This window comes from Aminobacter aganoensis (genome assembly GCF_014206975.1).
Taxonomy (GTDB): Bacteria; Pseudomonadota; Alphaproteobacteria; order Rhizobiales; family Rhizobiaceae; genus Aminobacter; species Aminobacter aganoensis.
In genome coordinates this window covers 1-22,347 of record NZ_JACHOU010000012.1, presented here as the reverse complement: position 1 = coordinate 22,347, position 22,347 = coordinate 1, and the positions used below count along the sequence as shown (strand labels likewise).

The following is a 22,347-nucleotide window of genomic DNA, read 5'->3' as shown; positions in this document are numbered from 1 at the left end:
CCCGATGAGCGCGATGCGGTTTTCCGAAAGCGTCACGGGCATTATCCAGGACGGCGTGCTCGTCGTCACCATCGACAACCCGCCGGTCAACGCCATCTCGGCGCATGTCCGCCAGGGACTGGTCGAGGCACTCGACCATGGCGCATCGTTGGGTCTCGTGGTCGGCATCGTCGTCACGGGCGCCGGCCGAACCTTCGTCGGTGGCGCCGACATCAAGGAATTCGGCCAGCCTCCGGTCGAGCCGACGCTGCCCGAGGTCATCGAGCGCATCGAGAGCTGCGGCAAGCCCATCGTCGCGGCGGTCAACGGTGCGGTGCTTGGCGGTGGCTGCGAGATCGCGCTTGCCTGCCACGGCCGCGTCGCGAACGACAAGGCGAGCTTCGGCATGCCCGAGGTCAAGCTCGGCATCGTACCCGGCGCCGGCGGCACCCAGCGCCTGCCGCGCCTGATCGGCACAGTCGCCGCCATCGACCTGATCGGCAGCGGCCGTGCAATCAAGGCAGCTGAAGCGCTCTCGCTCGGTCTCGTCGACGGCGTTGCCGTCGATCATCTCGACGCCGCGCTCAGCCTCGTCCACGACCTCGCCGGCGAGCCGCTGCGGCGCACCGGCCTGCTCGGCGTGCCCCCAGCCGAACCGGCTGCCGTCGAAGCAGCGACGAAAAAGGTGCTGTCCAGGGCACGCGGCCAGACGGCCCCCGCCGAAGCCGTTCGCCTCGTCAAGGCTGCGACCGATGTCGAGTTGAGGCAGGGCCTCGCCGACGAGCGCTCGACCTTCCTGCGGCTCCGTGATTCCACGGAAGCGGCGGCGCTTCGCCATGTGTTCTTCGCCGAACGGCAGGCAGGCAAGGTCGAAAAGCTCGAGGGCATCGTGGCCCGTAATATCGAGACGGTGGGCATCGTCGGCACTGGCCTGATGGGCGCGGGCATCACCGTTGCGGCACTCACGTCAGGCTATCGCGTCGTCGGTGTCGAGCAGACGCAGGAGGCGGCCGACAAGGGGCGCGAACGCATATCAGCCACCCTTGAAAAGTCGGTCCAGTCGGGCCGCCTCGCGGCTGCGGCGCGTGACGGATGCCGGGCCCGGCTGACCGTCACCGCGGACGCCGGCGAACTGGCCTCCGCCGACTTCGTCATCGAAGCCGTGTTCGACGATCTCACCGTCAAGACCGAGCTGTTCCAGCGCCTCGATGGCATCGTCAGGCCGGATGCCATCCTCGCCACCAACACCAGCTACCTGAACCCTGACGAGATCGCGGCCGCGACCGCGCATCCCGAGCGTGTCGTCGGCCTGCATTTCTTTTCGCCGGCCAACATCATGCGGCTGGTCGAAGTCGTCGATTGCAAGGCGACCGTGCCAGATGTGCTGGCCAGCGCGCTGGCCTTGGCCAGGAAGATGGGCAAGCTGCCGGTCGTCTGCGGCGTGACCGAAGGCTTCATCGGCAATCGCATCTTCTCGGCCTACCGCCGCGAAGCCGAATTCATGGTCGAGGACGGCGCTGCCCCGCACGAGATCGATGCCGCGCTCGAAGCCTACGGCTTCCCGATGGGCATCTTCGCCGTCTACGACATGGCGGGGCTGGAAATCGCCTGGGCGCGGCGCAAGCGGCAAGCGGCGACGCGAGATCCGAATGCGCGCTACGTCGAGATTGCCGACAAGCTGTGCGAGGCGGGGCGTTTCGGCCGCAAGACCGGCCGCGGCTGGTACGATTATTCGGGCGGCGAACGCGCTGTCGATCCGGCAGTCAAGACGCTGATCGAGGCGGCTCGTGGGGCCAAGGGCATCGAACCGCGCCACTTCTCGGCGGACGAGATCGTCACGCGGTTGCTCAAGGCGATGGCCGACGAGGGTGCGGCGCTGCTCGCCGAAGGCATCGCGGGACGCCCCGGCGACATCGATCTGGTGATGATCAACGGCTACGGCTTCCCCGCCCACAAGGGCGGCCCGATGTTTGCCGCCGACCTTGACACGACGTCCTGAGCGTTACTGTCGCTGCCGGGACTTGCGTCGCCTGCCTAGAAATGGAAGTTGGCGCCGATCCTGACGGTGTGGACACGCAGGGCTATGTTCACCGGGTCAGGCAGACTGTAGCTGTCGCTGCCGAAGTCGCTGTAGACATACTCTGCCTTCAGCGAGACGCTGTCGGTGACCATGGTTTCGACGCCAGCGCCGACAGCCCAACCGGTATGGAAACCGTTGCCGCCGAAAAGCTGCCCGCCGCCATTGAGATCGAGGTCGAAGCCGGCAAATGCGACACCCGCGGTTCCGTAAACGAGCACACGTTCGGTCGGCGTGAAGCCGACACGGCCGCGTATGGTGGAGAGCCAGTCGACATTCCCGTCGAGGCTGAACCCCTGGCCTGCATTCGAGAAGCCAATACCTGATACGGCGATGTCGCCTTCAACGCCGAGAACGATACCGTTCATCCTGGTGTTGGCGCCGATCTGCACGCCGCCGAGCCAGCCATCGATGTCCCGGTAGGAATCGGGACCCGAGGCATCGACGTTCCGTGCCCTGCCCCAGCCATAGCCAGCGTGAACGCCGGCATAAAGGCCGTTCCAGTATTCGGCTGACGGGACACCTGCCGCAACGGCGTCGGCTGCTGAAGCAGCAGAAGACAGGGTGAAAAGCACTGCACTTGCAAGGACGATGGATCGGATCATGATCGCTCCTATAAGTGGAAATCTTCTGCCCCCACGCACAGAGAATCAGAACCGGTTGCGGCCGCCAATCCCGGCTGGCGATCAAAGCGGCATTTCACAAGTCATTGTTATCATTGTGCAACACTGGTTTCTGCGTGTTGTGGCGTCGTCTTGGCAAAAGAAGTAGAATGTCCCGTGATGTACAACCAGAGCGGTCATGAAGACCTCGAAGTAGAGGCCAAGAGGCGCTACAGTCGATCCACGGCAGGCGCTGCTGTCCCTTGCCGCCGCCTTCGGTGCCCGACAATCTCGTGCAACTCACAGGAAATAGGTGTTTCTGGCCGCACAAAAGGCTCGTGCGCGCCGAACGCGCAGCACGCAGGGCGAATCACCGCTACCGCAGGCGCGGTTCGCCGGCTGCGCCCTCCAACGTATCGTGGGTTAAGGAGAAGGAATTTTCCTGACTACTGGCGGCCCAGGCTCTTTTCGGTCTTGGCGTCGAAGAGATAGAGGCTGCCGGGCGCGGCGCGGCAGGTCAGCTTGCTGCCGGCCACGGGGATGAATTTGCCGGGGGCGGTGGCGATGACGGCGTTGCCGTCGACATCGAGATGCACCAGCGTTTCCGGTCCGAGCGGCTCGACGGCCGTTACAGTTCCGGTGAGCTCCAGTCCGCCATCGGCCTTTTCGACGGCTGCGGTCAGCTCATGCGGGCGCACGCCGATCAGAACGTCGCCGCCGGCGGAGGGGTCTACGCCCTTGCCGTTCTTGCGGCCCGGCACCAGGTTCATCGACGGGCTGCCGATGAACCTGGCGGTGAACACGTCGACCGGGTTTTCGTAAAGGTCGGTCGGGGTGCCGACCTGCAGGATGTGCCCGTCGCGCATGACGACGATGCGGTCGGCCATGGTCATCGCCTCGACCTGGTCGTGGGTGACATAGACGGTCGTCGTCTTGAGCTTCTGGTGCAGCCGCTTGATCTCGATGCGCATCTGGGCGCGCAACTGGGCGTCGAGGTTGGACAGCGGTTCGTCGAACAGGAAGGCCGAGGGGTTGCGCACCATGGCGCGGCCGATGGCGACGCGCTGGCGCTGGCCCCCGGAGAGTGCCGCCGGGCGGCGGTCGAGGTATTTTTCCAGGCCGAGGATGCGGCCGGCTTCTTCGATCCGCTGGTCCTTCTCCGCCTTGGACAGCTTCGAGGTGTAGAGCCCGAAGCCGATATTCTGGCGCACGGTGAGGTGCGGATAGATGGCGTAGTTCTGGAACACCATGGCAATGTTGCGCTGCTTGGGCTCGCGCTCGTTGACCACTTCGCCGCCGATCTTCAGCGTGCCTCCGGAGATGTCCTCCAGGCCGGCGATCATGCGCAACGTCGTCGACTTGCCGCAGCCCGACGGGCCGACGAAAACGACGAATTCGCCGTCAGCAATATCGAGGTCGATGCCGCGGACGACTTCCGCCTTGCCGTAGCGCTTGACCAGCTTTTCGAGTTCGATCGTCGCCATCAGCGCGCCCCTGCCAGTGCCTTGAATTTCTCGCCGAGTTCCTTCGCGGCTTTCGCCTCGTGCCCGGCATGCTCTTTTGCAACGGCTTCGAAGGCCGCTGCCTTGTTCCTGTAGACTGTAAGCGCCTCGGCCATCGGCGCCGGTGCCGGACCGCCGAAGCGGTCGCGAACGGCGACGAAATGTTCCGGCGAGACGATTTCCTCGAACTTGTCGCGGCCGAAGGACGGTTCGCGCCCGGTCGAGTGCTTGAACGCGTCGAGGAACGGCGCGTAGCCGTCCTTTGCAAGCCCGCCGCCGACAGCCACGACCGACTTGGCCACGGTCGCAGCGATCTCGTGCGCCTCGCGGAACGACAGGCCTTCGATGCGGACCAGCGAATCCGCCAACTCGGTGATGGTGATGCAGGAGCGGCGGATGTTGTCGGCGACCCGCTCCGGATCGATCTCGATCGCAGCGACGAAGGCGGCGAGCAGGTCGAGCACGCGCGAAGCCGCGGTGAACGCCTCGTAGCCCATCGACTGCGTCTCGCCTTCGCTGTCGTTCATGTCGGTGAACGGCGTGTTGTGGATGACGTTGAGCACCGTCCGCGCCCGGCCCATGGTCTGGCTGGCCAGCAGGCGCATGTGCTCGATCGGCACCGGGTTGCGCTTCTGCGGCATGATCGAGGAAATCTGGACGAAGGCGTTGGGCACGTAGATCTGCCCGACTTCGAAGGCGGTCCAGAACTGGAAATCTTGAATCAGCCGGCCGAGATGCAGGAACATCAGCTCGATCGCCGAATAGGTCGAGGTGATGTAATCGGACGCAGCGATGCAGCTGTAGGAGTTTCGCAAGGGAGCGGCGAAGCCGAGAAGTTCGGCGACGCGCTGGCGGTCGATCGGGAAGCCCGAGGTGGTGATGGCGGCGGCGCCCATCGGCGACAGGTCGACGATCTTCCGCGCTTCTTCGAAACGCTCGATATCGCGGATCAGCACCTCGATGGCAGCCGACAGATAGTGTCCGAAGGTCGATGGCTGCGCCGGCTGGCCGTGGGTGTAGGCGACGACAAGGGTCGCCTTCTCGCGCTCGGCGGTCTCGATCATCGCCGCCAGCAAGGCCCGCGCCTTGGCCGTCAGCGCGTCGATGCGTTGCTTCAGCCCGAGCTTGAACAAGGTGTGGTCGATGTCGTTGCGCGAGCGCGACGTGTGCAGGCGCCCCGCGACATCAGGGCCGAGACGCGCCTTCAGCTCCTTTTCGATCAGGAAGAAGAAGTCCTCGACCTCGCCGGTGTATTCGAGCGTCGTCGGGTCGACCTCGCGGTCGATCGCCTCAAGCGCGCCGGCGATGGCCGATGCCTGCCTGGTGTCGAGGATGCCGGTTTCGGTCAGCATTACCAGATGGGCACGGTCGATGGCGCGAAAACCCTCGACATGGTGGGTCTTGGCGCCATCGAAGAGCGGCCGCAGCACCGTTTCCTTGTAGACGGGGTCGGGGAAAACGCTCTTGTCGGCGAGCTTGGGGTTCAGTTCAGGCATGTCTTATCCCTTGAGCCCGGCGAGCATGACGCCGCGGACGATATAGCGCTGGAGCACGATGAAGACGATCAGTGTCGGCAGGGTGGCGATGGCAGCACCCGTCATGATCATTTCCCACTGGATGGATTGTTCGACGGCGAAGCTCGATAGCCCGACCGGCAGCGTGTAGAGCTCGCGGCTGGTGGTCACGATCAGCGGCCAGAAGAAGGCCGTCCAGTTGCCGAGGAAGGTGAAGATGGCGAGCGCAGATAGCGCCGGCGTCACCAGCGGCATCGCCACCTTCCACCAGATCTGGAACTCGTTCAGCCCGTCGACGCGCGCGGCTTCGAGGAAGTCGTTGGGCACGCCCTCGAAGAACTGCTTCATCAAGAATGTGCCGAAGGCGGTCATCATGCCGGGGAACATGATGCCCCAATAGCTGTCGAGCCAGCCGAGCTTGCTCGACATCAGGTACCACGGGATGACCAGCATCTCGGTCGGGATCATCAGCGTCGACAGGATGGCGAGGAATATGAAGTAGCGGCCGCGGAATTCGAACTTGGCCAGCGTGTAGCCGACGAGGCTGTCGAAGAAGACGTTGGAGACGGTCACCGCGACCGCGACGACCATCGAGTTCATGAACCAGCGCATGAAGCGCCCATCGGCCAGGATGGCGATGTAATTCTGCAGCGTCGGCGCCGAGGGGATGAGCTTGAGGTCATAGACCTGCCCCGCCGTCTTCAGCGACGTCGAGAACATGAAGGCCAGCGGAGTGACCATGATCAGGCCGCCGATGAACAGAAGCGTCCACGCGACGATGCGGCCGGGGCGGAGATTGGCGTGGGACAGCGCCGGGGACTGGGTAACGGCGCTCATTTCTTTTCCCTCAGGATCCACAGCTGCAGCAGCGATACACACAGCAGGATGGTGAACAGGACCACCGTCTGCGCCGCCGCATATCCCATCGCGTAGGAAGAAAATGCCGTCTGGTAGATCATCAGTACCAGCGGCTTGGTCGAACCAAGCGGGCCGCCCGGGTCGTTGGTCGTCATGTTGTAGACCTGGTCGAAGATGCGCAGGAAGCCGATCGACGAGAACACGACGAGGAACACGGTGGTCGGCTTGAGCAGCGGCAGCGTGATCTTGCGCAGGATTGCCCATTCGCCGAGCCCATCGATGCGTGCGGCTTCATAGAAGGTGTTGGGGATCGAGCGCAGGCCGGCCATGAAGATGATGATCTGGAAGCCGAGGCCGGCCCAGATCGCGGTCACCATGATCGACGGCAGGGCCTGGTCGACCGAGCGAATGAAGGGCTGCTGCGGAATGCCGATTGTGCCGAGCGCGTTGTTGATCACGCCGATAGGTGCCGGCTGGTAGAACCAGCGCCACACCCAGGCCATGGCGGCCGCCGTGGTCAGGTAGGGCAGGAAATAGAGCCCGCGGATCAGCCCGTGCATGAAGCGCACGCGGTCGAGGTGATAGGCAATCACGAACGACAAAAGCAGGCTGATCGGCGTGCCGACGAGCAGGTAGGCGAAGGTGTTCTTGAACACCTTCCAGAACTGCGGATCGGCGAACAGTTTCTCGTAGTTGGCAAAGCCGATGAACTGTGGCGGCTTGAGCAGGTCCCAGTTCGTCAATGAGAGCCAGAAGGCCTCGATTGTCGGGTAGAAGCGGATCACCGAATAGAACAGGATGGGCAGGGCGAGGAAGCTCCACACCCAGACCAGCCGCTTCGTCCGCATGGAACGACGGTTCCAGAAGGTCCCGTCGGGGCGGCTTGCCGCCGCCCCCTGTCGATCCGCTGTCACAGACATCAAGCCTTTGCCTTACTTGGGAGCCGCAGCGTCGATGATCGCCTGCTCGGCAGCCGCGCCCTGCGCCAGCGAATCCTTCACCGACTGGCCTTCGAGCAGAATGCGGTTGGCCATGTCGATGGTGTTCTGGCGCTGCGCAGCCTCGTCCACGAACATCGTGGTGCGGGCATATTCGAGGCCCTTGAGGAACGGACCATAGATCGGGTCCGCAAGGTTCGCGTCGGTCATTGCGGCGGCGCGGCGCGCCGGCAGTTCGCCGACCGTCTTCAGCCAGACGTCCATGGCTTCGGGCGAGGAGATGTAGGTCAGGAACTTCTTCGAGGCCTCGAGCTTCTCGCCGCTGGTGGTCGCGCTGATGCCGTTGGCGAAGTAGCTGGCGTAGTTCGAGCGCACGCCATCGGCATTCGCCGGCAGCTCGGTGACGCCCCACTCGAAGCCTTCGATCGACTTGAATGCGCCGAGGCGGAAGGTGCCGTCGATGGTCATCGCCGCCATGCCGGCGCGGAACGCCGCCTGGCCCTCGTCCATGAAGCCGGCCTGGCCGATCTTCTTTTCGAGCTGCAGATCGGTGTAGAACTTCAGCGCCTTTTCGCCGGCCTCGGTGTTGTAGGCCACCTTGCGGTCGTTGTCGGTGTAGGGCTCGCCGCCGAACTGGCGAACCAGCACTTCACGCCACCACTGGTGGTCCTGGCCGCCCATGTCGAGGGTCGAGCCGGCGACGATCAGGTTGCCGCTGGCGTCGCGCTTGGTCGTCTTCTCGGCTGCCGCGACGAACTCGTCCAGCGTCTTGGGCGGGTTTGCCGGGTCGAGACCCGCCTCGGTGAACAGCTTCTTGTTGTAGAACAGCGCCAGCGAGCGAACCGCCGTCGGCAGGCCGTAATAATCGTCGCCGCGCTTCATGGCGCTGACGATCGGGAAGAAGTCGGCCTCGATCTTGTCGTGCGGGAAAGCGTCGGTCGGCAGCGGCTGCAGCAGGCCGCCGGCAACGAACTTGTCGAGCCAGCCGTAGAACAGCTGCATCACGTCGGGGCCTTGGCCGCCCATCTTCGCTGCGATCACGCGCGTCTGGTAGTCGGCGTAGGGGAAGGTCGTCTGCTTGACGGTGATGTCGGGATTGGCCTTCTCGAAATTCTCGATCAGTTGGTCCATCGCCTTGACGCGGGTGTCGAACACATACTGCCAGTACTCGATCTCGACAGCCTGGGCCGCGTTGAGAGCCAGCGTGCTGAACCCGGCAATAAGCCCGGCGAACAAAGTTGCTTTGCGCATGTAAACCTCCATCTGGACCCGCCGGTGAGCTCCGGACTGAGGGTCGTGATTATCCCCTGGGACCGTAACCTCGCACGCAACCGAAGTCCGGACCATTCTCCTGATCCATGGCGCCTGTCCAGGGACGGGCGACGTCCTGCAAGCCAGTGCCATGAGCTGCGGTTTCACGCCGCCCGCCACCCTATACGCTCTTCTGCCCCCGCCCTTTTGTCAATAAGATAATTTACTTGAATTAATCTGTTGCCCGGGCCCACGCTTCCACGTTATCAATTTTGCGAAACAGGTCAGGATGAGCGAAATGGCGTTTCAGCCAGGCAGCACACATCAGGTCACATTGGGCAAGAATCCCGAGCGGAGCCGCGATCACAATCGCCGCGTCGTGCTGGACGTCGTCCGCCGTCATGGTTCGCTGGGACGCATGCACATCGCCAGGCTGACGCATCTGACGGCGCAGGCGATCGCCAACATCGTCGACGAACTGGTCGGCGAAAACCTGTTGATGGAGACCGGCCGCCTGCGCTCCGGCCGCGGCCAGCCGCCGATCCAGTTCGCCGTCAATCCCGACGGCGCCATGACCATGGGCATCGAGATGGCCTCGGACCACATGGTGTCGACCGTGCTCGATCTCTCGGGCCAGCCGCGGTCCAAGCGCATCATGCCCGTCCGCGACACCAGCCCGCAGCAGGTCATCGCGCATATCCGTGCCGAGCTCGAGACGGTGCGTGCCGCGTTCAAGTCGCCGCTGCTCGGCATTGGCGTCGTGATGCCCGGGCCATTCGAGATCGAGGGCATGACCTCTGTGGGCCCGACGACCTTGCCGGGCTGGGCGAACATCGACGCCGCGAACCTGCTCACCGAAGCCTGCGGCGAACCGGTGACGGTTGAAAACGACGCCAACGCCGCAGCAGTCGGCGAGCGGCTGTTCGGCGCCGGGCACTCGATTTCCAGCTTCGGCATGATCTATTTCGGTGCTGGCCTCGGCCTGGGCATGGTTCATGACGGCGCGCCGTTCCGGGGCGCCTTCGGCAATGCCGGCGAAATCGGCCATGTCGTGGTCGCACCCCGCGGCAGGGCCTGCCCCTGCGGCCAGCATGGCTGCCTCGAACGCTATGCCTCGGTCCATGCGCTGCGCGAGCTGCTTTGCGATGCTGCCGTCCCCGATTGCGACTTCGCCGATCTCGCCCGGCTCCATGCCGAACGCCATCCGGTGCTGCTGGAATGGCTGGACGAGGCGGCGACCTATCTCGCGCCGATGATCGCCATGATCGAGAACATCCTCGACCCCGAAACGGTGATCCTCGGCGGCATGCTGCCCGACGCGATCATCGACGAGCTGATCGCGCGGATGGGGCAGCTGCCGATCTCGGTGGCGAGCCGCAGCAGGCGGGCCCTGCCCCGCGTCTTGCGTGGCCAGACCGGGCAATACACGGCGGCGCTGGGGGCCGCTGCCCTGCCGCTGTTCGAGGTGGTCACGCCGAAGCTGGAAACAGCCGCCACGCGACCCGTCGAATAGCCCGACCTGCTGAAATACCGGAGGACCTGAATGCTGAGCGCCCGCGAACGTATCGAAAGACAGAAATCCAGCCCGTCGCTGCTCAGGCTTCACCGCGCGCTCAGCCGGCTGAATTCCACCGTTACGATGATGAACACCGGCGCGCATCCGGACGACGAGCAGAGTGGGCTGCTCGCCTGGTTCCGCCTCGGCCTCGGCATGCGCGTCATCGTCGCCTGCTCGACTCGCGGCGAAGGCGGCCAGAATTCGCTCGGGCCGGAGCGGCTCGGCGTGCTCGGCATGATGCGCACGCGCGAGATGGAGGAGGCTGCCCGCGCGCTCGACGCGGATGTCCATTGGCTCGGCCACGGGCCGGACGATGCCGTCCACGACTTCGGGTTCTCCAAGGACGGCGACCAGACCTTTGCCCGCTGGGGCGAGACGCGGACGGTCGAGCGGCTGGTGCGGGCCTACCGCAGCGAGCGGCCCGACATTGTCATCCCGACCTTCCTCGACGTCCCCGGCCAGCATGGTCATCACCGCGCTATGACGCGCGCCGCCGAGGCAGCGATCAGGCTCGCAGCCGATCCGAAGGCGTTTCCGGAGCATCTTGCCGAAGGCATGAGCCCTTGGCAGGTGGCGAAATATTACTTGCCGGCGTGGTCCGGCGGTGGCGACACCTATGACGACGAAGTGCCACCGCCCGATGCGACCGTCACCGTCGACGCATCTGGCCGCGAACCGGCCACCGGTGCCGAATACGACCGTATCGGCGAATGGTCGCGCTACTATCACGCGTCCCAGGGCATGGGCCATTGGCCCGAGCGTGCCGACACGCGCTGGCCGCTGCACCTGCTGATCGCCGCGAATGGAGCACAGGCCGAAACGTCGGTACTCGACGGTCTGCCGGTGACCTTCGCCGATCTCGCAGCGTCGAGGGATCTTTCCTATGAGGCCGCACAGGCATTGAAGGCGGCGGGTTCGGCCATCGAAAAGGTGATCTCTGCCTTCCCCGATGCGGATGCGATCATCGAGGCCCTCACCGAGGCCGCCCGGCAGCTAGCGGCTGCCCGCGCCAGTGCTTCGCCGGCTTTCCTCGAGCTTCACCGTCACCGCCTCGACCGCAAGTCGCGAGAAATCGATACAGCTCTGATAGAGGCGGCCGGCATCTTCGATCGGGCCGTGCTTGTGCCCTCGGTCCTGTCTCCGGCTGAAACCGCAACGCTGACCGTCGATCTCGCGCCGGGCAGCGACGCCCGTTCCGTCGCCATCGATCCGGCATTGCCTGGCTCTGTCAGCGCCAGGCCCGCCGCCGGCACGGGAAGCCGCCGCAGCTTCGAGGTTTCGGCTGCTGCCGAGGCAGCCTACTCCAAGCTCTATCCGCCGGCATGGTCGGCGCTCGGTGGCAATGGCGAGGCGCATGTCGTCATTTCGGCCAGCTTCGACGGCTACGTCGCTCGTGCCACGTTCGACCTCGAAGAGCCGTTTGCCGTGATGCCGGCGAGTTCCGTCATCATGGAACCCGAAGCCATCATCGCGCCGCTCGACGGGAGCAGGTCCGAATGGCCGATCTCTCCGACCGTTGTCGGCAAGGGCACGCCCGTGTCGTTCACCATGGATGGCGGCTGGTCGCTGGCACAGGGCGGCCAGGCCATCCGCGCGCCGGACCAGTTGGTGCCCGGGCTCAGCACCATCACCCCGCTCGTCGGCGGCAGGCCGGCCCTGAGGCTGACCCCGATCGCCTATCCGCATATCGGCCGCGTCACCCACCGCCAGCCGGAGGCGCTGCGTATCTTGGCCCTCGACCTCAGGCTGCCGCAAGGCGCCCGAGTGGGCTATGTCGGCGCCGGCGCCGACCGCGTTGCCCTGTGGCTTGCGCGCATCGGGCTCGATGTCACTGAACTCGATGCCAAGGCGCTTGCCGGCGACCTCTCGCAATACACAACCATCGTCGTTGGCATTTTTGCCTTCGGCTTCCGCAAGGATTTGGCCGCCGCAACCGAGAAGCTGCACCGCTTCGTCGACGCCGGCGGCCACCTTGTCACCCTCTACCACCGCCCGACCGACGGTTGGGATCCACTAGCGACGCCGCCGAGGAAACTCGAGGTCGGCTCGCCGTCTTTACGCTGGCGCGTAACGGATCCGAATGCCGAGGTTACGGTGCTGGTGCCGGACCACGTCCTGCTCAACGGACCGAATCTCATCGGCCCGCAGGACTGGTCCGGCTGGAACAAGGAGCGCGGCCTCTATTTCGTGGCCCGCTGGGACGAGGCCTATCAGCCGCTGCTGTCCATGCACGACGTCAACGAGCAGCCGCTGATGGGTGCGCTTGTCTCGGCGCAGATCGGCAAGGGACGTCACACCCACACCAGCCTCGTCCTGCACCACCAACTCGACAAGCTTGTACCTGGAGCGTTCCGCCTGATGGCAAATCTTGTCCAGCCAGCCTGACGCCGACGTGCCGCCCCAGGCGGGGGAGGAGCGGCACAAGGCCAACCGCGAGGGCGTGGCCTGGGTGCTCGCCGACATGCTGCTGGTTGCCGGCGGCATGACGGCGCTCGTCAAGGCGCAGGGGCTTGTCTATCCGGCATTCCAGCTCGTCTTCATCCGGGCGATGATCGGCCTGGTTTTCATCCTGCCCCTGATCTGGCGGCACCGTCACCACATCCGCCACACCAAGCATCCCTGGCAGAACGTCTCGCGGGTCAGCTGCAACGCGATCGCGTTGACGACCCAGTTCATGGCCTACACGCTGCTGCCTCTGGCGGTGGTCAACGCGCTGAGCTTTTCGCGGCCGCTGATCACCATGGCGATGGCGGTCGCCTTTCTCGGCGAGACGGTGTCACGGCTGCGCTGGGTCGGTGCGGTCTTCGCCTTTGCCGGGGTCCTGGTGATGATGGCGCCTGGCGGCGTTGAATGGAATTTCGGCCTGCTCGCTGTCTTCGGCACCGTAGTGTTTGGCTCGCTTGCGATCATTCAGACGCGCGCATTGCGTGACGAAAACACCACCGTGATGATGGTGTTCTATACAGTCGGCCTCGCCGTCATCACCGCTGGACCGGCGATCTTCGTCTGGCAGCCGGTCAAGGCATTCGACTGGATTCCGCTGCTCGGCATCGGGCTCTTGGCGCAGGCCGGGCAATATTGCTTCCTGCGCGCCTATCGCCTCGCCGACGCCAGCGTACTCGCGCCGATCGGCTACCTGTCGATCATCGTCACGACTGCCGCCGGTTACATCTTCTTTGGCGAAGTACCCGATATCCGGATCGTCATTGGTGCAGCTGTCGTCCTCGCTGCATTGCAGACGACAGCCTATCTCGAACGGCGCAACAGCCGGCGCAAGGGCTGAGCCCGTTCATGCCAGCATGCGCTTCACGCGGGCGGCGGTTCGGGCCACGCCCTCGATGATGCGGCTGCGCGGGATCGACGAATAGCCCATGCGGAAGAAACGGCAGGGCCCGTCGTCGGCCGGGAAGAACGGCGAGCCTGATTCGATCAGCACGCCATCCTGCCTGAGTTCCTTCATCAAAAGGTCGGCGTCCAGTCCCTCGGGTCCCTCTATCCAGAACGACGTTCCGCCGAAGGCGGATGAGCCGGCGATGATGAAGCCCTCGCGCTGCAACGCTTCGGCCATGACGATGTGGCGCTTGTGGTATTCGGCACGCATGCGGTGCAGCACGGCGTCATGATGGCCGAGCGCCAGGAAGTAGGCGGCCGTACGTTGCAGGTGTCCCGGCGGATGGCGCAGCATCAGCGCCCTCAGCGCTCGTGCCTCGCGGATGACCGGCGCCGGGGCGACGAGGTAGCCCAGCCGCAGCCCGGGAAACAGCGACTTGGAAAAGCTGCCGATGTAGAAGACCCGGCCGCTGCGGTCGAACGACTTCAGCGCCGGCGATGGCGGCGCCAGGAAGCTCATCTCGAACTCGTAGTCGTCCTCGACAATGATGAAGTCCTCGGAAGCGGCAGCGGCCAGCAATGCGGCGCGGCGCTCGACGGGCATGGTGGCGCCGGTCGGCGAATGGTGGCTGGGCGTGACGAAGACGGCGTCGACATGTGATGGCAGCGCCGCTGGCGGCAGGCCCTCCTTGTCGACGTCGATGGCCGACACCTCGGCCCCGCTCAGCCGCAGCGATGCGCTCATGTCGGGATGGCAGGGGTTTTCGCAGACGGCGTGCGCGCCCTGGCGCAACAAGAGCTGGGTGACGATCCAGAGTGCGTTCTGCGCTCCCACCGTCACAAGGATTTCGTCGGGATGGGCGCGGATGCCCCGGCTCGGCAGAGTCCGCGAGCAGATGTAGTTGACCAACTGCACGTCGTCGGCGGCGGCGAAATCGCCGGCCATGAGTTCGAAATCTTCCCTGGCCAGGGCCCGGCGGGCACAGTCGCGCCAGGCCGTCAGGTCGAACAGCGACGGGTCCATCTGGCCGTACAGGAACGGATAGGGATAGCGCCGCCAGTCCAACGGCTTGCGCATCTGCTTGGCGACGATGAAACTGGAGCGCAGCTTGGCCGACCAGTCGATCTCGTCGGCGCCAACGTCGGCTGCCGCCGCCTCGAGCCCGCTCGTCGGCGGATTTCCGGCGACGCGATAACCGCTGCGGTTCGACGTCTCGACGTAGCCCTGCGAGGCCAGCTCCTGGTAGGCCAGCGTCACGGTGATGCGCGAGATGTTGAGATAGTCGGCCAGCTTGCGCGTCGAGGGCAGCTGCGCGCCGGGATGCAACCGGCCTGACAGCACCGCCGAGACCACGGTCTCGCGGATCTGCGCCTGCAGCCCGATCCGACTGGTGCGATCGAGAAAGAAGATCGTCTCCGAAATTGTCGCTTGCGCCATGGTTCCAACGCACGTTCAATCTGGAGTCATTCAACTTCCAATCTGGATATAAGGCAAATCAAGTGTTCCATTTAACCCTATAGCCAGAACCAAGACCGGCACCAAAGCCGGCAAGTTCCCGGACAACCGGTAGCAAAACAAAGAGGGTAACGATGATACATTTTAAGCATTTCAAGCAATTGGCCGGCGCCGTGACAGTAGCGGCCGGTGTCTTCACATCTTGCCTTGCCTACGCCCAGACGACCGTCGTGGTCGGCTACCAGCAGATCGTCGGTCCGTTCGTAACCGCGATCGCCGACGGCCGTTTCGACGCCGCCGCCAAGGAGGCCGGCTACACGATCGACTGGCGTCAGTTCAGTTCTGGCGGCGACATCTCGACCGCGCTTGCCTCGGGCAACGTTCCGATCGGCGTCATCGGCTCCACCGGCACCACCGCCGCCGCCACTCGTGGCGTCGAGCTCGAACTGTTCTGGATCCTCGACAACATCGGCAAGTCGGAAGCGCTCGTCGTGCGCACCGGTTCGGGTATCGAGAAGCCGGAAGACCTCAAGGGCAAGAATGTCGGCGTGCCGTTCGTGTCGACCTCGCACTTCCACCTGCTGGTCGGCCTCGAGCAGGTCTGGAAAGTCGACCCGCGCGAAGTCAACATCCTCAACATGAAGCCGCCGCAGATCATCGCTGCCTGGCAGCGCGGAGACATCGACGCCGCCTATGTCTGGCCGCCGGCCTTGTCCGAATTGCTCAAGAACGGCAAGGTGATCTCGGACTCCGAAGTCATCGGTGCCGCATCGGTGCCGACCTTCGACGGCCTTGTCGCCGACAAGAAGTGGGCTGCGGAAAATCCGAAGTTCATGGCTGCCTTCACCAAGGTGCTGGCCGAAGCCTATGCCGACTACAACAAGAACAAGGCAGCCTGGACGGCTGACTCGCCGCAGGTCCAGGGTATCGTCAAGCTGATCGGCGGCGACGGTGCCGGTGCGGTCGAAGCGCTCAACCTGCTGTCGTTCCCGAATGCCGACGAGCAGGCCTCGGACACCTGGCTCGGTGGCGGTGCGGTGCGCGCGCTCAACGAAAGCGCCAAGTTCCTCGTCGCACAGAAGCAGATCGATAAGGCGCTCGACGATTACGCGCCCTTCGTCAACAGCAGCTACGCCAAGGACGCGTCCAAGTAGCATTGGACATGCCGCCGGCCGAATGCTGGCCGGCGGCACCCTCTCCACCACTCGATTGCATTTTCTTCGAAAGGCTCGACGCGATGGAAACCCTCAACGTCAGCAATGTCAGTCTGACCTATCCAGGTCTCTACACCGACCAGGCGGTGATTGCGCTCAAGGGCGTGAACCTCGAGGTCAAGAGCGGCGATTTCGTCGTCGCGCTCGGTGCCTCGGGCTGCGGCAAGACCACCCTGCTCAACCTGATGGCAGGCTTCATGACGCCGACCGACGGCGACATCACGCTCGGCGGGCGGCAGGTCGTCGGCCCCGGCGCCGACCGCGGCGTCGTCTTCCAGAAGCACGCTTTGCTGCCCTGGCTCAACGTCATCGACAACACCGAATTCGGGCTCAAGCTGCGCGGCGTCGACAAGGCGACCCGGCGCGAGCTCGCGACCAAGAACCTTGCTCTGGTCGGACTGCAGGATTTTCACCGCCACATGATCTACCACCTCTCGGGCGGCATGCAGCAGCGCGTCGGCATCGCCCGTGCACTGACCTGCGACCCGGCAATGCTTCTGATGGACGAGCCGATGGCGGCGCTCGACGCGCTGACCCGCGAAACCATCCAGGAGCTGCTGCTCAAGGTCTGGCAGCTCACCAACAAGATGTTCTTTTTCATCACCCACAGCGTCGAAGAGGCGCTGTTCCTCGGCTCCCGACTGATCGTCATGTCGCCGCGTCCGGGCCGGATCACTCACACCTACGAGCTCGATTTCAATCGGCGCTTCCTCGAGGAGGGCAACGCACGTGCAATCAAATCCAGCCGCGATTTCATCGACATGCGCGAGCAAATCCTCGGCATCATCTATGGCGACGAGCGCCAGTCCGGTAACCCGGAACTCCTCCATGCTTGAGCGTCTGTCCCGAGCTAAGTCGGTGCGCCCCGGCAAGATCTACGGCGCGCCCGGCGACGGCATGAGCGGCCATATCAGCCTGATCACGGCGCTGGTGCTGTTCGGTGCCTGGCTGCTGGTCACGGAGATGGGCTGGGTCAAGCCGCTGTTCCTGCCCTCGCCGCTCGCCGTCTGGGACAAGTTCGTCGTCGCCATGACTGAAGGGGTCTCCAATTCGACGCTTATCCAGCACACGCTGGCGAGCCTCGGCCGCGTGCTTGGCGCCTTCTTCCTGGCGCTGGTGACGGCCGTTCCGGTCGGCATCCTGATGGGCGTCAACCGCACCGTGCGCGGCCTGTTCGACCCGATCATCGAATTCTACCGGCCGCTGCCGCCGCTCGCCTACCTGCCGCTGATCATCATCTGGCTCGGCATCGGCGAATTTCCCAAGGTGTTCCTGATCTACCTCGCGATCTTCGCGCCGATGGCAATCGCCGCCCGTGCCGGCGTGCGCTCGGTGTCGACGGAACAAATCCATGCCGCCTATGCCATGGGCGCCACCCGCGCTCAGGTCATCAGCCAGGTCATCCTCAAGGCTGCCCTGCCCGAGATCTTCACCGGCATGCGGATCGGCATCGGTGTCGGCTGGACGACGCTTGTCGCGGCCGAAATGGTCGCCGCCCACCGCGGACTTGGCTTCATGGTGCTCAATGCCGCCGAGTACCTCGCCAGCGACACGGTCATCATGGGCATCATCGTGATCGGCATCTTCGCCTTTGCCTTCGACCTCATGCTGCGCTACCTGGAAAAGGCGTTGATCCCCTGGAAGGGCAAGATCTGATGGCAAAGCCCGTGCATCCGGCGATTTCGCCGCCCGGCTGATCCCGGCCCAGTAACGACGACCACCAGACGAAAACCAGTTTTGCCGGCTTGTCCGGCAACGGCGAAGCCATGCCCAAGGGCTGCTGCCGTATAGATAAGAGGACTACGACATGTCGATCACCGCCGACGACCTTGCCAGCCTGTTCGACGCCTTCAACCGGCACGACATCGATGGCGTCATGCGCTTCTTCGCCGAGGACTGCGTCTTCAACGGCGTCGCCGGCCCGGACGTCCATGGCACCCGCTTCGTCGGCACCGAGGCGATCGCCTCTGCCTTCAGCGGTGTCTGGAAGGCGATGTCCGACGCGCACTGGGCCCATCACGGCCACTTCGTCCACGGCGACCGTGCCGTCTCCGAATGGACGTTCTCGGGCACCAACGGCGATGGCAGCCGCGTCGAGGCCGAAGGCTGCGACCTGTTCACGCTCGACGGCGGCAAGATCGTGCGCAAGCAGGCCTTCCGCAAGAACCGGCCGTTGCTTCCGGCACAGCGCTGAAGACGGCCAGGGAGGACGAGGAGATGGAACAACAGCTTGCCCGGCCGGTGGCTCAAAGGAAGCCCTTCGATCCGGCCTATGATCCTGTACGCGCCGCCAATCCCGGCGACGGCAAGGACTACGCGCCGACTTACTGGATCGCGACCGCCGGCCCGCTGCCGGAAGACGACGGTCCCGTCACACAGGACATGGACGTCGATGTCGCGATCATCGGCTCGGGCTACACCGGCCTGTCTTGCGCCATCCATCTTGCCAGGGAGCACGGCATCAAGGCGACGGTGCTGGAAGCCAACGGCGTCGCCTGGGGCTGTTCGACCCGCAATGGCGGCCAGGCGCAGATCTCCGCCGGGCGCCTCAAGCGCTCGCAGTGGATCGAGCGCTGGGGCGTCGATGTCGCCAAGAAGATGCATGTCGAGATTGCCGAAGCCTTCGACCTGTTTCGCGACCTGATCCGCTCGCCCGAGATCGACTGCGACCCCCAGGATGGCGGCCATCTCTATATCGCCCATCGCGACAAGGTGTTGCCGTCGCTGGAGAAGGAATCGCGTCTGCTGAACGAGGTGTTCGGCTATCCGACCCGCATGATCGGGCGCGACGAGGTCCACAGCGATTTCGTCCGCGACGCCGAGGCCAAGGGCGCGATGTACGAACCCGACGGCATGGGCATCCACGCCGCAAAGCTCGCCTTCGGCTATCTCAGGCTGGCCCGCAAGCTCGGTGCCAAGGTGCACACGTCGAGCCCGGTGCTTGGCAGCGAACTCAAGAACGGGGTCCATCACCTGCGCACGCCTGGCGGCATCGTCCGCGCCCGCACTGTGTGCATCGCCACGGCAGGCTACACGTCGCCCGGCCTGCACGACCTGACCCGGCACAGGCTGATGCCGATCCTGTCCAATTCGATCGTCACCCGGCCGCTGAGCGACAGCGAGCGCGAAACGCTGAATTTCCAGACCCGCATCCCGCTGACCGACACCCGCACGCTGCGCCACTACTACCGCATGCTGCCCGACGGCCGCGTGCAGATCGGCAGCCGCAGCGCCATCACCGGTCGCGACGCGGTCAACCCAAGGCACCTCGACCGCCTGCTCGAAGGGCTTTACCGCAAATTTCCGGTCCTGCGCGGCATCGAGGTCGACTACTCCTGGTGGGGCTGGGTCGATGTCAGCCACGACATGATGCCGCGCATCTTCCGTCCCGACCCCAAGCAGCAGCTGTTCTACGCCATGGGCTATGGCGGCAACGGCGTCATGTATTCGGCTCAGGCCGGCCGCCGCATGGCCCAGATGGTTGCCGGCAAGGGCGGCGAACTCGATCTGCCGATCTTCACCTCGCCGCTGCCGAGCCACGGCCTGCTGACGCCGTTCAGGCGTCTCGGCCAGTGGGGAATGTACCGCTGGTATTACCTCAAGGACGAAATCCTCTAGCCCTCCCAGGCCGCCCCCGACCCGCACTTGAAAGGAACAAAACAATGAAGATGACCACCGAAGAAGCATTCGTCAAAGTTCTCCAGATGCATGGCATCGAGCATGCGTTCGGCATCATCGGCTCGGCCATGATGCCGGTGTCGGACCTGTTCCCGAAGGCCGGCATCAAGTTCTGGGACTGTGCCCATGAGACCAATGCCGGCATGATGTGCGACGGTTTCAGCCGCGCCACCGGCACCATGGCGATGGCCATCGGCCAGAACGGCCCCGGCGTGACCGGCTTCATCACCGCGATGAAGACCGCCTACTGGAACCACACGCCGATGCTGATGGTGACGCCGCAGGCATCGAACAAGACCATCGGCCAGGGCGGCTTCCAGGAAGTCGACCAGATGGCGATGTTCGAGGAAATGGTCTGCTACCAGGAAGAGGTGCGCGATCCCTCGCGCATTCCCGAGGTGCTCAACCGGGTCATCGAAAAGGCCTGGCGCGGCTGCGCCCCGGCGCAGATCAACATCCCGCGCGACTACTGGACCCATGTCATCGATGTCGACCTGCCGAGCATCGTCCGGCTCGAGCGGCCGTCGGGCGGACAGCAGGCGATCTCAGAGGCGGCCAGGCTTCTGTCCGAGGCGAAGTTCCCGGTCATCCTCAATGGCGCCGGCGTCGTCATCGGCGAAGCCATCGCGGATTCGATGGCGCTGGCCGAACGGCTCGACGCGCCGGTCTGCTGCGGCTACCAACACAACGACGCATTCCCCGGCAGCCATCGCCTCGCCGCCGGCCCGCTCGGCTACAACGGCTCGAAGGCTGCAATGGAGCTGATCGCCAAGGCCGACGTCGTGCTGGCGCTCGGCACCCGCCTCAACCCGTTCTCGACCTTGCCGGGTTACGGCATTGACTACTGGCCGAAGAATGCCGCGATCATCCAGGTCGACATCAATGCCGACCGCATCGGCCTGACCAAGAAGGTCTCCGTCGGCATCTGCGGCGACGCCAAACAGGTCGCCCGCCAGATCCTCCAGCAGCTGAGCCCGTCCGCCGGCAATGCCGGCCGCGACGAGCGCAAGGCGGCGATCCACCAGACCCGCTCGGCCTGGCTGCAGCAGCTGTCGTCGATGGACCATGAGGACGATGACGTCGGCACCGAGTGGAACGCGACCGCGCGCCTGCGCGAAGCCGACCGCATGTCGCCGCGCCAGGCCTGGCGCGCGATCCAGGCAGCCCTGCCGAAGGAAGCCATCATCTCCACCGATATCGGCAACAACTGCGCCATCGGCAACGCCTATCCGAGCTTCGAACAGGGCCGCAAGTACCTGGCGCCTGGCATGTTCGGCCCCTGCGGCTACGGCTTCCCGTCGATCGTCGGCGCCAAGATCGGCCGTCCCGACGTGCCGGTGGTCGGCTTCGCCGGCGATGGTGCCTTCGGCATCTCGATGAACGAGATGGGTGCCATCGGCCGCGAGGGCTGGCCAGCGATCACCATGGTGATCTTCCGCAACTACCAGTGGGGTGCCGAAAAGCGCAACACCACGCTCTGGTACGACAACAACTTCGTCGGCACCGAGCTCAACCCCAACCTCAGCTACGCCAAGATCGCGGATGGCTGCGGGTTGAAGGGTGTCGTTGCCGACACGCCGGCGGCGCTGACGGCGGCCCTTCACAAGGCGATCGAGGACCAGGGAAAGGGCGTGACCACCTTCGTCGAGGTCATCCTCAACCAGGAGCTCGGCGAGCCGTTCCGCCGCGATGCGATGAAGAAGCCGGTGCCGGTTGCCGGCATCGAGCGGTCCGACATGCGGCCGCAGCAGCTCGCCTGACTTGCCGACGACCCTCGCCTGCCCGGCTCGCCGGGCGGGCGAGGACCTTAGCATCATGACCGGGAATGAACTGATGAACACCGCCGCCGCAACCCAACGCTTCAACGGCCTGCCTTCGGTGGTCCAGACCTGGTGGCCCGGCCTCGCGGTCACCGGTGCCGTGGCGATCGCCGCGCAGTTCCTGTCCGACCACTATGGTGCCCCGGCCATGCTGATGGCGCTGCTGCTCGGCATCGCCTTCCACTTCCTGTCGGAGGAGGGCCGTTGCGTCGCCGGCATCGACGTCTGCGCCAAGAAGGTGCTCAGGATCGGCGTCGCCCTGCTCGGCATGCGCATCAGCGTCGACCTGCTCGTCGGCCTCGGCGCCGGCACCATCTTGCTGCTGGTCGCCGCCATCGCCGCGACCATCGTCTTTGGCCTGATCGCTGCCAGGCTGCTCGGCCGCGGCTGGCGCCTTGCCCTCATCACCAGCGGTTCTGTCGCCATCTGCGGGGCGTCGGCGGCGATGGCCATTGCCGCCGTGCTGCCCAAGAACGAATTTTCCGAGCGCAACCTGATCTTCACCGTGCTGTCGGTGACGGTGCTGTCGACGCTGGCGATGATCGCCTATCCGATCATCGCCCAGACGAT

The 22,347-nt window shown here is 64.8% G+C and carries 18 protein-coding genes; 11 read left to right on the top strand and 7 right to left on the bottom strand.

The window, feature by feature from the left end; translation table 11 throughout:
• Positions 1 to 4: 4 nt before the first annotated feature.
• The gene (locus GGR00_RS19630; protein ID WP_184700499.1) at positions 5 to 1,978 is read left to right on the top strand and encodes a 3-hydroxyacyl-CoA dehydrogenase NAD-binding domain-containing protein; all 1,974 of its coding nucleotides are present in this window, start codon (positions 5 to 7) and stop codon (positions 1,976 to 1,978) included.
• A gap of 35 nt (positions 1,979 to 2,013) precedes the next feature.
• Here the strand turns inward: GGR00_RS19630 and GGR00_RS19625 are convergent, their stop codons facing one another.
• The 6 genes from GGR00_RS19625 to GGR00_RS19600 form a co-directional block, all read right to left on the bottom strand.
• A complete protein-coding gene (locus GGR00_RS19625) occupies positions 2,014 to 2,661 on the bottom strand; it encodes an outer membrane protein (protein ID WP_184700498.1) in 648 nt (215 codons plus the stop codon).
• A 443-nt stretch (positions 2,662 to 3,104) separates the two neighbouring features.
• Positions 3,105 to 4,142 (bottom strand): ABC transporter ATP-binding protein, encoded by a 1,038-nt coding sequence (locus GGR00_RS19620; RefSeq protein ID WP_184700497.1) that lies wholly within the window; start codon positions 4,140 to 4,142, stop codon positions 3,105 to 3,107.
• Entirely contained in the window at positions 4,142 to 5,656 is a 1,515-nt protein-coding gene (gene argH / locus GGR00_RS19615; RefSeq protein ID WP_184700496.1) for an argininosuccinate lyase, read from the bottom strand. The genes GGR00_RS19620 and argH overlap by 1 nt, the downstream gene beginning before the upstream one ends.
• Positions 5,657 to 5,659: 3 nt before the next feature.
• Entirely contained in the window at positions 5,660 to 6,511 is an 852-nt protein-coding gene (locus GGR00_RS19610) for a carbohydrate ABC transporter permease (protein ID WP_184700495.1), read from the bottom strand.
• Complete coding sequence (locus tag GGR00_RS19605; RefSeq protein ID WP_184700650.1) at positions 6,508 to 7,446, bottom strand: ABC transporter permease subunit; 939 nt, start codon at positions 7,444 to 7,446, stop codon at positions 6,508 to 6,510. Before GGR00_RS19605 ends, GGR00_RS19610 begins: the two co-directional genes overlap by 4 nt.
• Before the next feature lie 18 nt (positions 7,447 to 7,464).
• Positions 7,465 to 8,721 carry a sugar ABC transporter substrate-binding protein gene (locus tag GGR00_RS19600; RefSeq protein ID WP_246441497.1) on the bottom strand — a complete coding sequence of 419 codons (1,257 nt, stop codon included), beginning with the start codon at positions 8,719 to 8,721 and terminating at the stop codon, positions 7,465 to 7,467.
• A 298-nt stretch (positions 8,722 to 9,019) separates the two neighbouring features.
• Between GGR00_RS19600 and GGR00_RS19595 the strand changes: the two genes are divergently transcribed.
• Genes GGR00_RS19595 through GGR00_RS19585 form a run of 3 tightly spaced genes read left to right on the top strand, consistent with a single transcriptional unit; the run spans position 9,020 to position 13,562 of the window.
• Positions 9,020 to 10,234, top strand: coding sequence for an ROK family protein (locus tag GGR00_RS19595; protein ID WP_377864214.1), 1,215 nt, complete (start codon positions 9,020 to 9,022; stop codon positions 10,232 to 10,234).
• 30 nt (positions 10,235 to 10,264) lie between these two features.
• The gene (locus GGR00_RS19590) at positions 10,265 to 12,664 is read left to right on the top strand and encodes a PIG-L family deacetylase (RefSeq protein WP_184700492.1); all 2,400 of its coding nucleotides are present in this window, start codon (positions 10,265 to 10,267) and stop codon (positions 12,662 to 12,664) included.
• A 7-nt stretch (positions 12,665 to 12,671) separates the two neighbouring features.
• Positions 12,672 to 13,562 (top strand): DMT family transporter, encoded by an 891-nt coding sequence (locus GGR00_RS19585; RefSeq protein ID WP_343065600.1) that lies wholly within the window; start codon positions 12,672 to 12,674, stop codon positions 13,560 to 13,562.
• A 6-nt stretch (positions 13,563 to 13,568) separates the two neighbouring features.
• Here the strand turns inward: GGR00_RS19585 and pdxR are convergent, their stop codons facing one another.
• Positions 13,569 to 15,047, bottom strand: coding sequence for a MocR-like pyridoxine biosynthesis transcription factor PdxR (gene pdxR / locus GGR00_RS19580; protein ID WP_184700490.1), 1,479 nt, complete (start codon positions 15,045 to 15,047; stop codon positions 13,569 to 13,571).
• A 152-nt stretch (positions 15,048 to 15,199) separates the two neighbouring features.
• Between pdxR and tauA the strand changes: the two genes are divergently transcribed.
• The 7 genes from tauA to GGR00_RS19545 form a co-directional block, all read left to right on the top strand.
• Positions 15,200 to 16,219, top strand: a complete 1,020-nt coding sequence (gene tauA, locus GGR00_RS19575; RefSeq protein WP_184700489.1) for a taurine ABC transporter substrate-binding protein — start codon at positions 15,200 to 15,202, stop codon at positions 16,217 to 16,219.
• Positions 16,220 to 16,302: 83 nt separating this feature from the next.
• Positions 16,303 to 17,115 carry a taurine ABC transporter ATP-binding protein gene (locus tag GGR00_RS19570; RefSeq protein WP_108610351.1) on the top strand — a complete coding sequence of 271 codons (813 nt, stop codon included), beginning with the start codon at positions 16,303 to 16,305 and terminating at the stop codon, positions 17,113 to 17,115.
• Positions 17,108 to 17,935, top strand: a complete 828-nt coding sequence (locus GGR00_RS19565) for an ABC transporter permease subunit (protein ID WP_184700488.1) — start codon at positions 17,108 to 17,110, stop codon at positions 17,933 to 17,935. The genes GGR00_RS19570 and GGR00_RS19565 overlap by 8 nt, the downstream gene beginning before the upstream one ends.
• Positions 17,936 to 18,092: 157 nt before the next feature.
• The gene (locus GGR00_RS19560) at positions 18,093 to 18,473 is read left to right on the top strand and encodes a nuclear transport factor 2 family protein (protein WP_184700648.1); all 381 of its coding nucleotides are present in this window, start codon (positions 18,093 to 18,095) and stop codon (positions 18,471 to 18,473) included.
• 23 nt (positions 18,474 to 18,496) lie between these two features.
• A complete protein-coding gene (locus GGR00_RS19555; protein ID WP_184700487.1) occupies positions 18,497 to 19,897 on the top strand; it encodes an NAD(P)/FAD-dependent oxidoreductase in 1,401 nt (466 codons plus the stop codon).
• A gap of 44 nt (positions 19,898 to 19,941) precedes the next feature.
• Positions 19,942 to 21,717 (top strand): sulfoacetaldehyde acetyltransferase, encoded by a 1,776-nt coding sequence (gene xsc / locus GGR00_RS19550; protein WP_184700486.1) that lies wholly within the window; start codon positions 19,942 to 19,944, stop codon positions 21,715 to 21,717.
• Positions 21,718 to 21,790: 73 nt separating this feature from the next.
• Positions 21,791 to 22,347, top strand: a 557-nt coding sequence (locus GGR00_RS19545; protein WP_184700646.1) for a putative sulfate exporter family transporter, incomplete at its 3' end; no start/stop codon positions are given.

What these genes read in the sequence shown, in the direction of transcription:
- argH (WP_184700496.1), bottom strand. Translation starts at nt 5,656, where the DNA reads ATGCCTGAACTGAACCCCAAGCTCGCCGACAAGAGCGTTTTCCCCGAC.
- GGR00_RS19600 (WP_246441497.1), bottom strand. Translation starts at nt 8,721, where the DNA reads ATGCGCAAAGCAACTTTGTTCGCCGGGCTTATTGCCGGGTTCAGCACG.
- tauA (WP_184700489.1), top strand. Translation starts at nt 15,200, where the DNA reads ATGATACATTTTAAGCATTTCAAGCAATTGGCCGGCGCCGTGACAGTA.
- GGR00_RS19590 (WP_184700492.1), top strand. Translation starts at nt 10,265, where the DNA reads ATGCTGAGCGCCCGCGAACGTATCGAAAGACAGAAATCCAGCCCGTCG.
- GGR00_RS19630 (WP_184700499.1), top strand. Translation starts at nt 5, where the DNA reads ATGAGCGCGATGCGGTTTTCCGAAAGCGTCACGGGCATTATCCAGGAC.
- GGR00_RS19595 (WP_377864214.1), top strand. Translation starts at nt 9,020, where the DNA reads ATGGCGTTTCAGCCAGGCAGCACACATCAGGTCACATTGGGCAAGAAT.
- pdxR (WP_184700490.1), bottom strand. Translation starts at nt 15,047, where the DNA reads ATGGCGCAAGCGACAATTTCGGAGACGATCTTCTTTCTCGATCGCACC.
- GGR00_RS19565 (WP_184700488.1), top strand. Translation starts at nt 17,108, where the DNA reads ATGCTTGAGCGTCTGTCCCGAGCTAAGTCGGTGCGCCCCGGCAAGATC.
- GGR00_RS19610 (WP_184700495.1), bottom strand. Translation starts at nt 6,511, where the DNA reads ATGAGCGCCGTTACCCAGTCCCCGGCGCTGTCCCACGCCAATCTCCGC.
- GGR00_RS19555 (WP_184700487.1), top strand. Translation starts at nt 18,497, where the DNA reads ATGGAACAACAGCTTGCCCGGCCGGTGGCTCAAAGGAAGCCCTTCGAT.
- GGR00_RS19570 (WP_108610351.1), top strand. Translation starts at nt 16,303, where the DNA reads ATGGAAACCCTCAACGTCAGCAATGTCAGTCTGACCTATCCAGGTCTC.
- GGR00_RS19620 (WP_184700497.1), bottom strand. Translation starts at nt 4,142, where the DNA reads ATGGCGACGATCGAACTCGAAAAGCTGGTCAAGCGCTACGGCAAGGCG.
- xsc (WP_184700486.1), top strand. Translation starts at nt 19,942, where the DNA reads ATGAAGATGACCACCGAAGAAGCATTCGTCAAAGTTCTCCAGATGCAT.
- GGR00_RS19625 (WP_184700498.1), bottom strand. Translation starts at nt 2,661, where the DNA reads ATGATCCGATCCATCGTCCTTGCAAGTGCAGTGCTTTTCACCCTGTCT.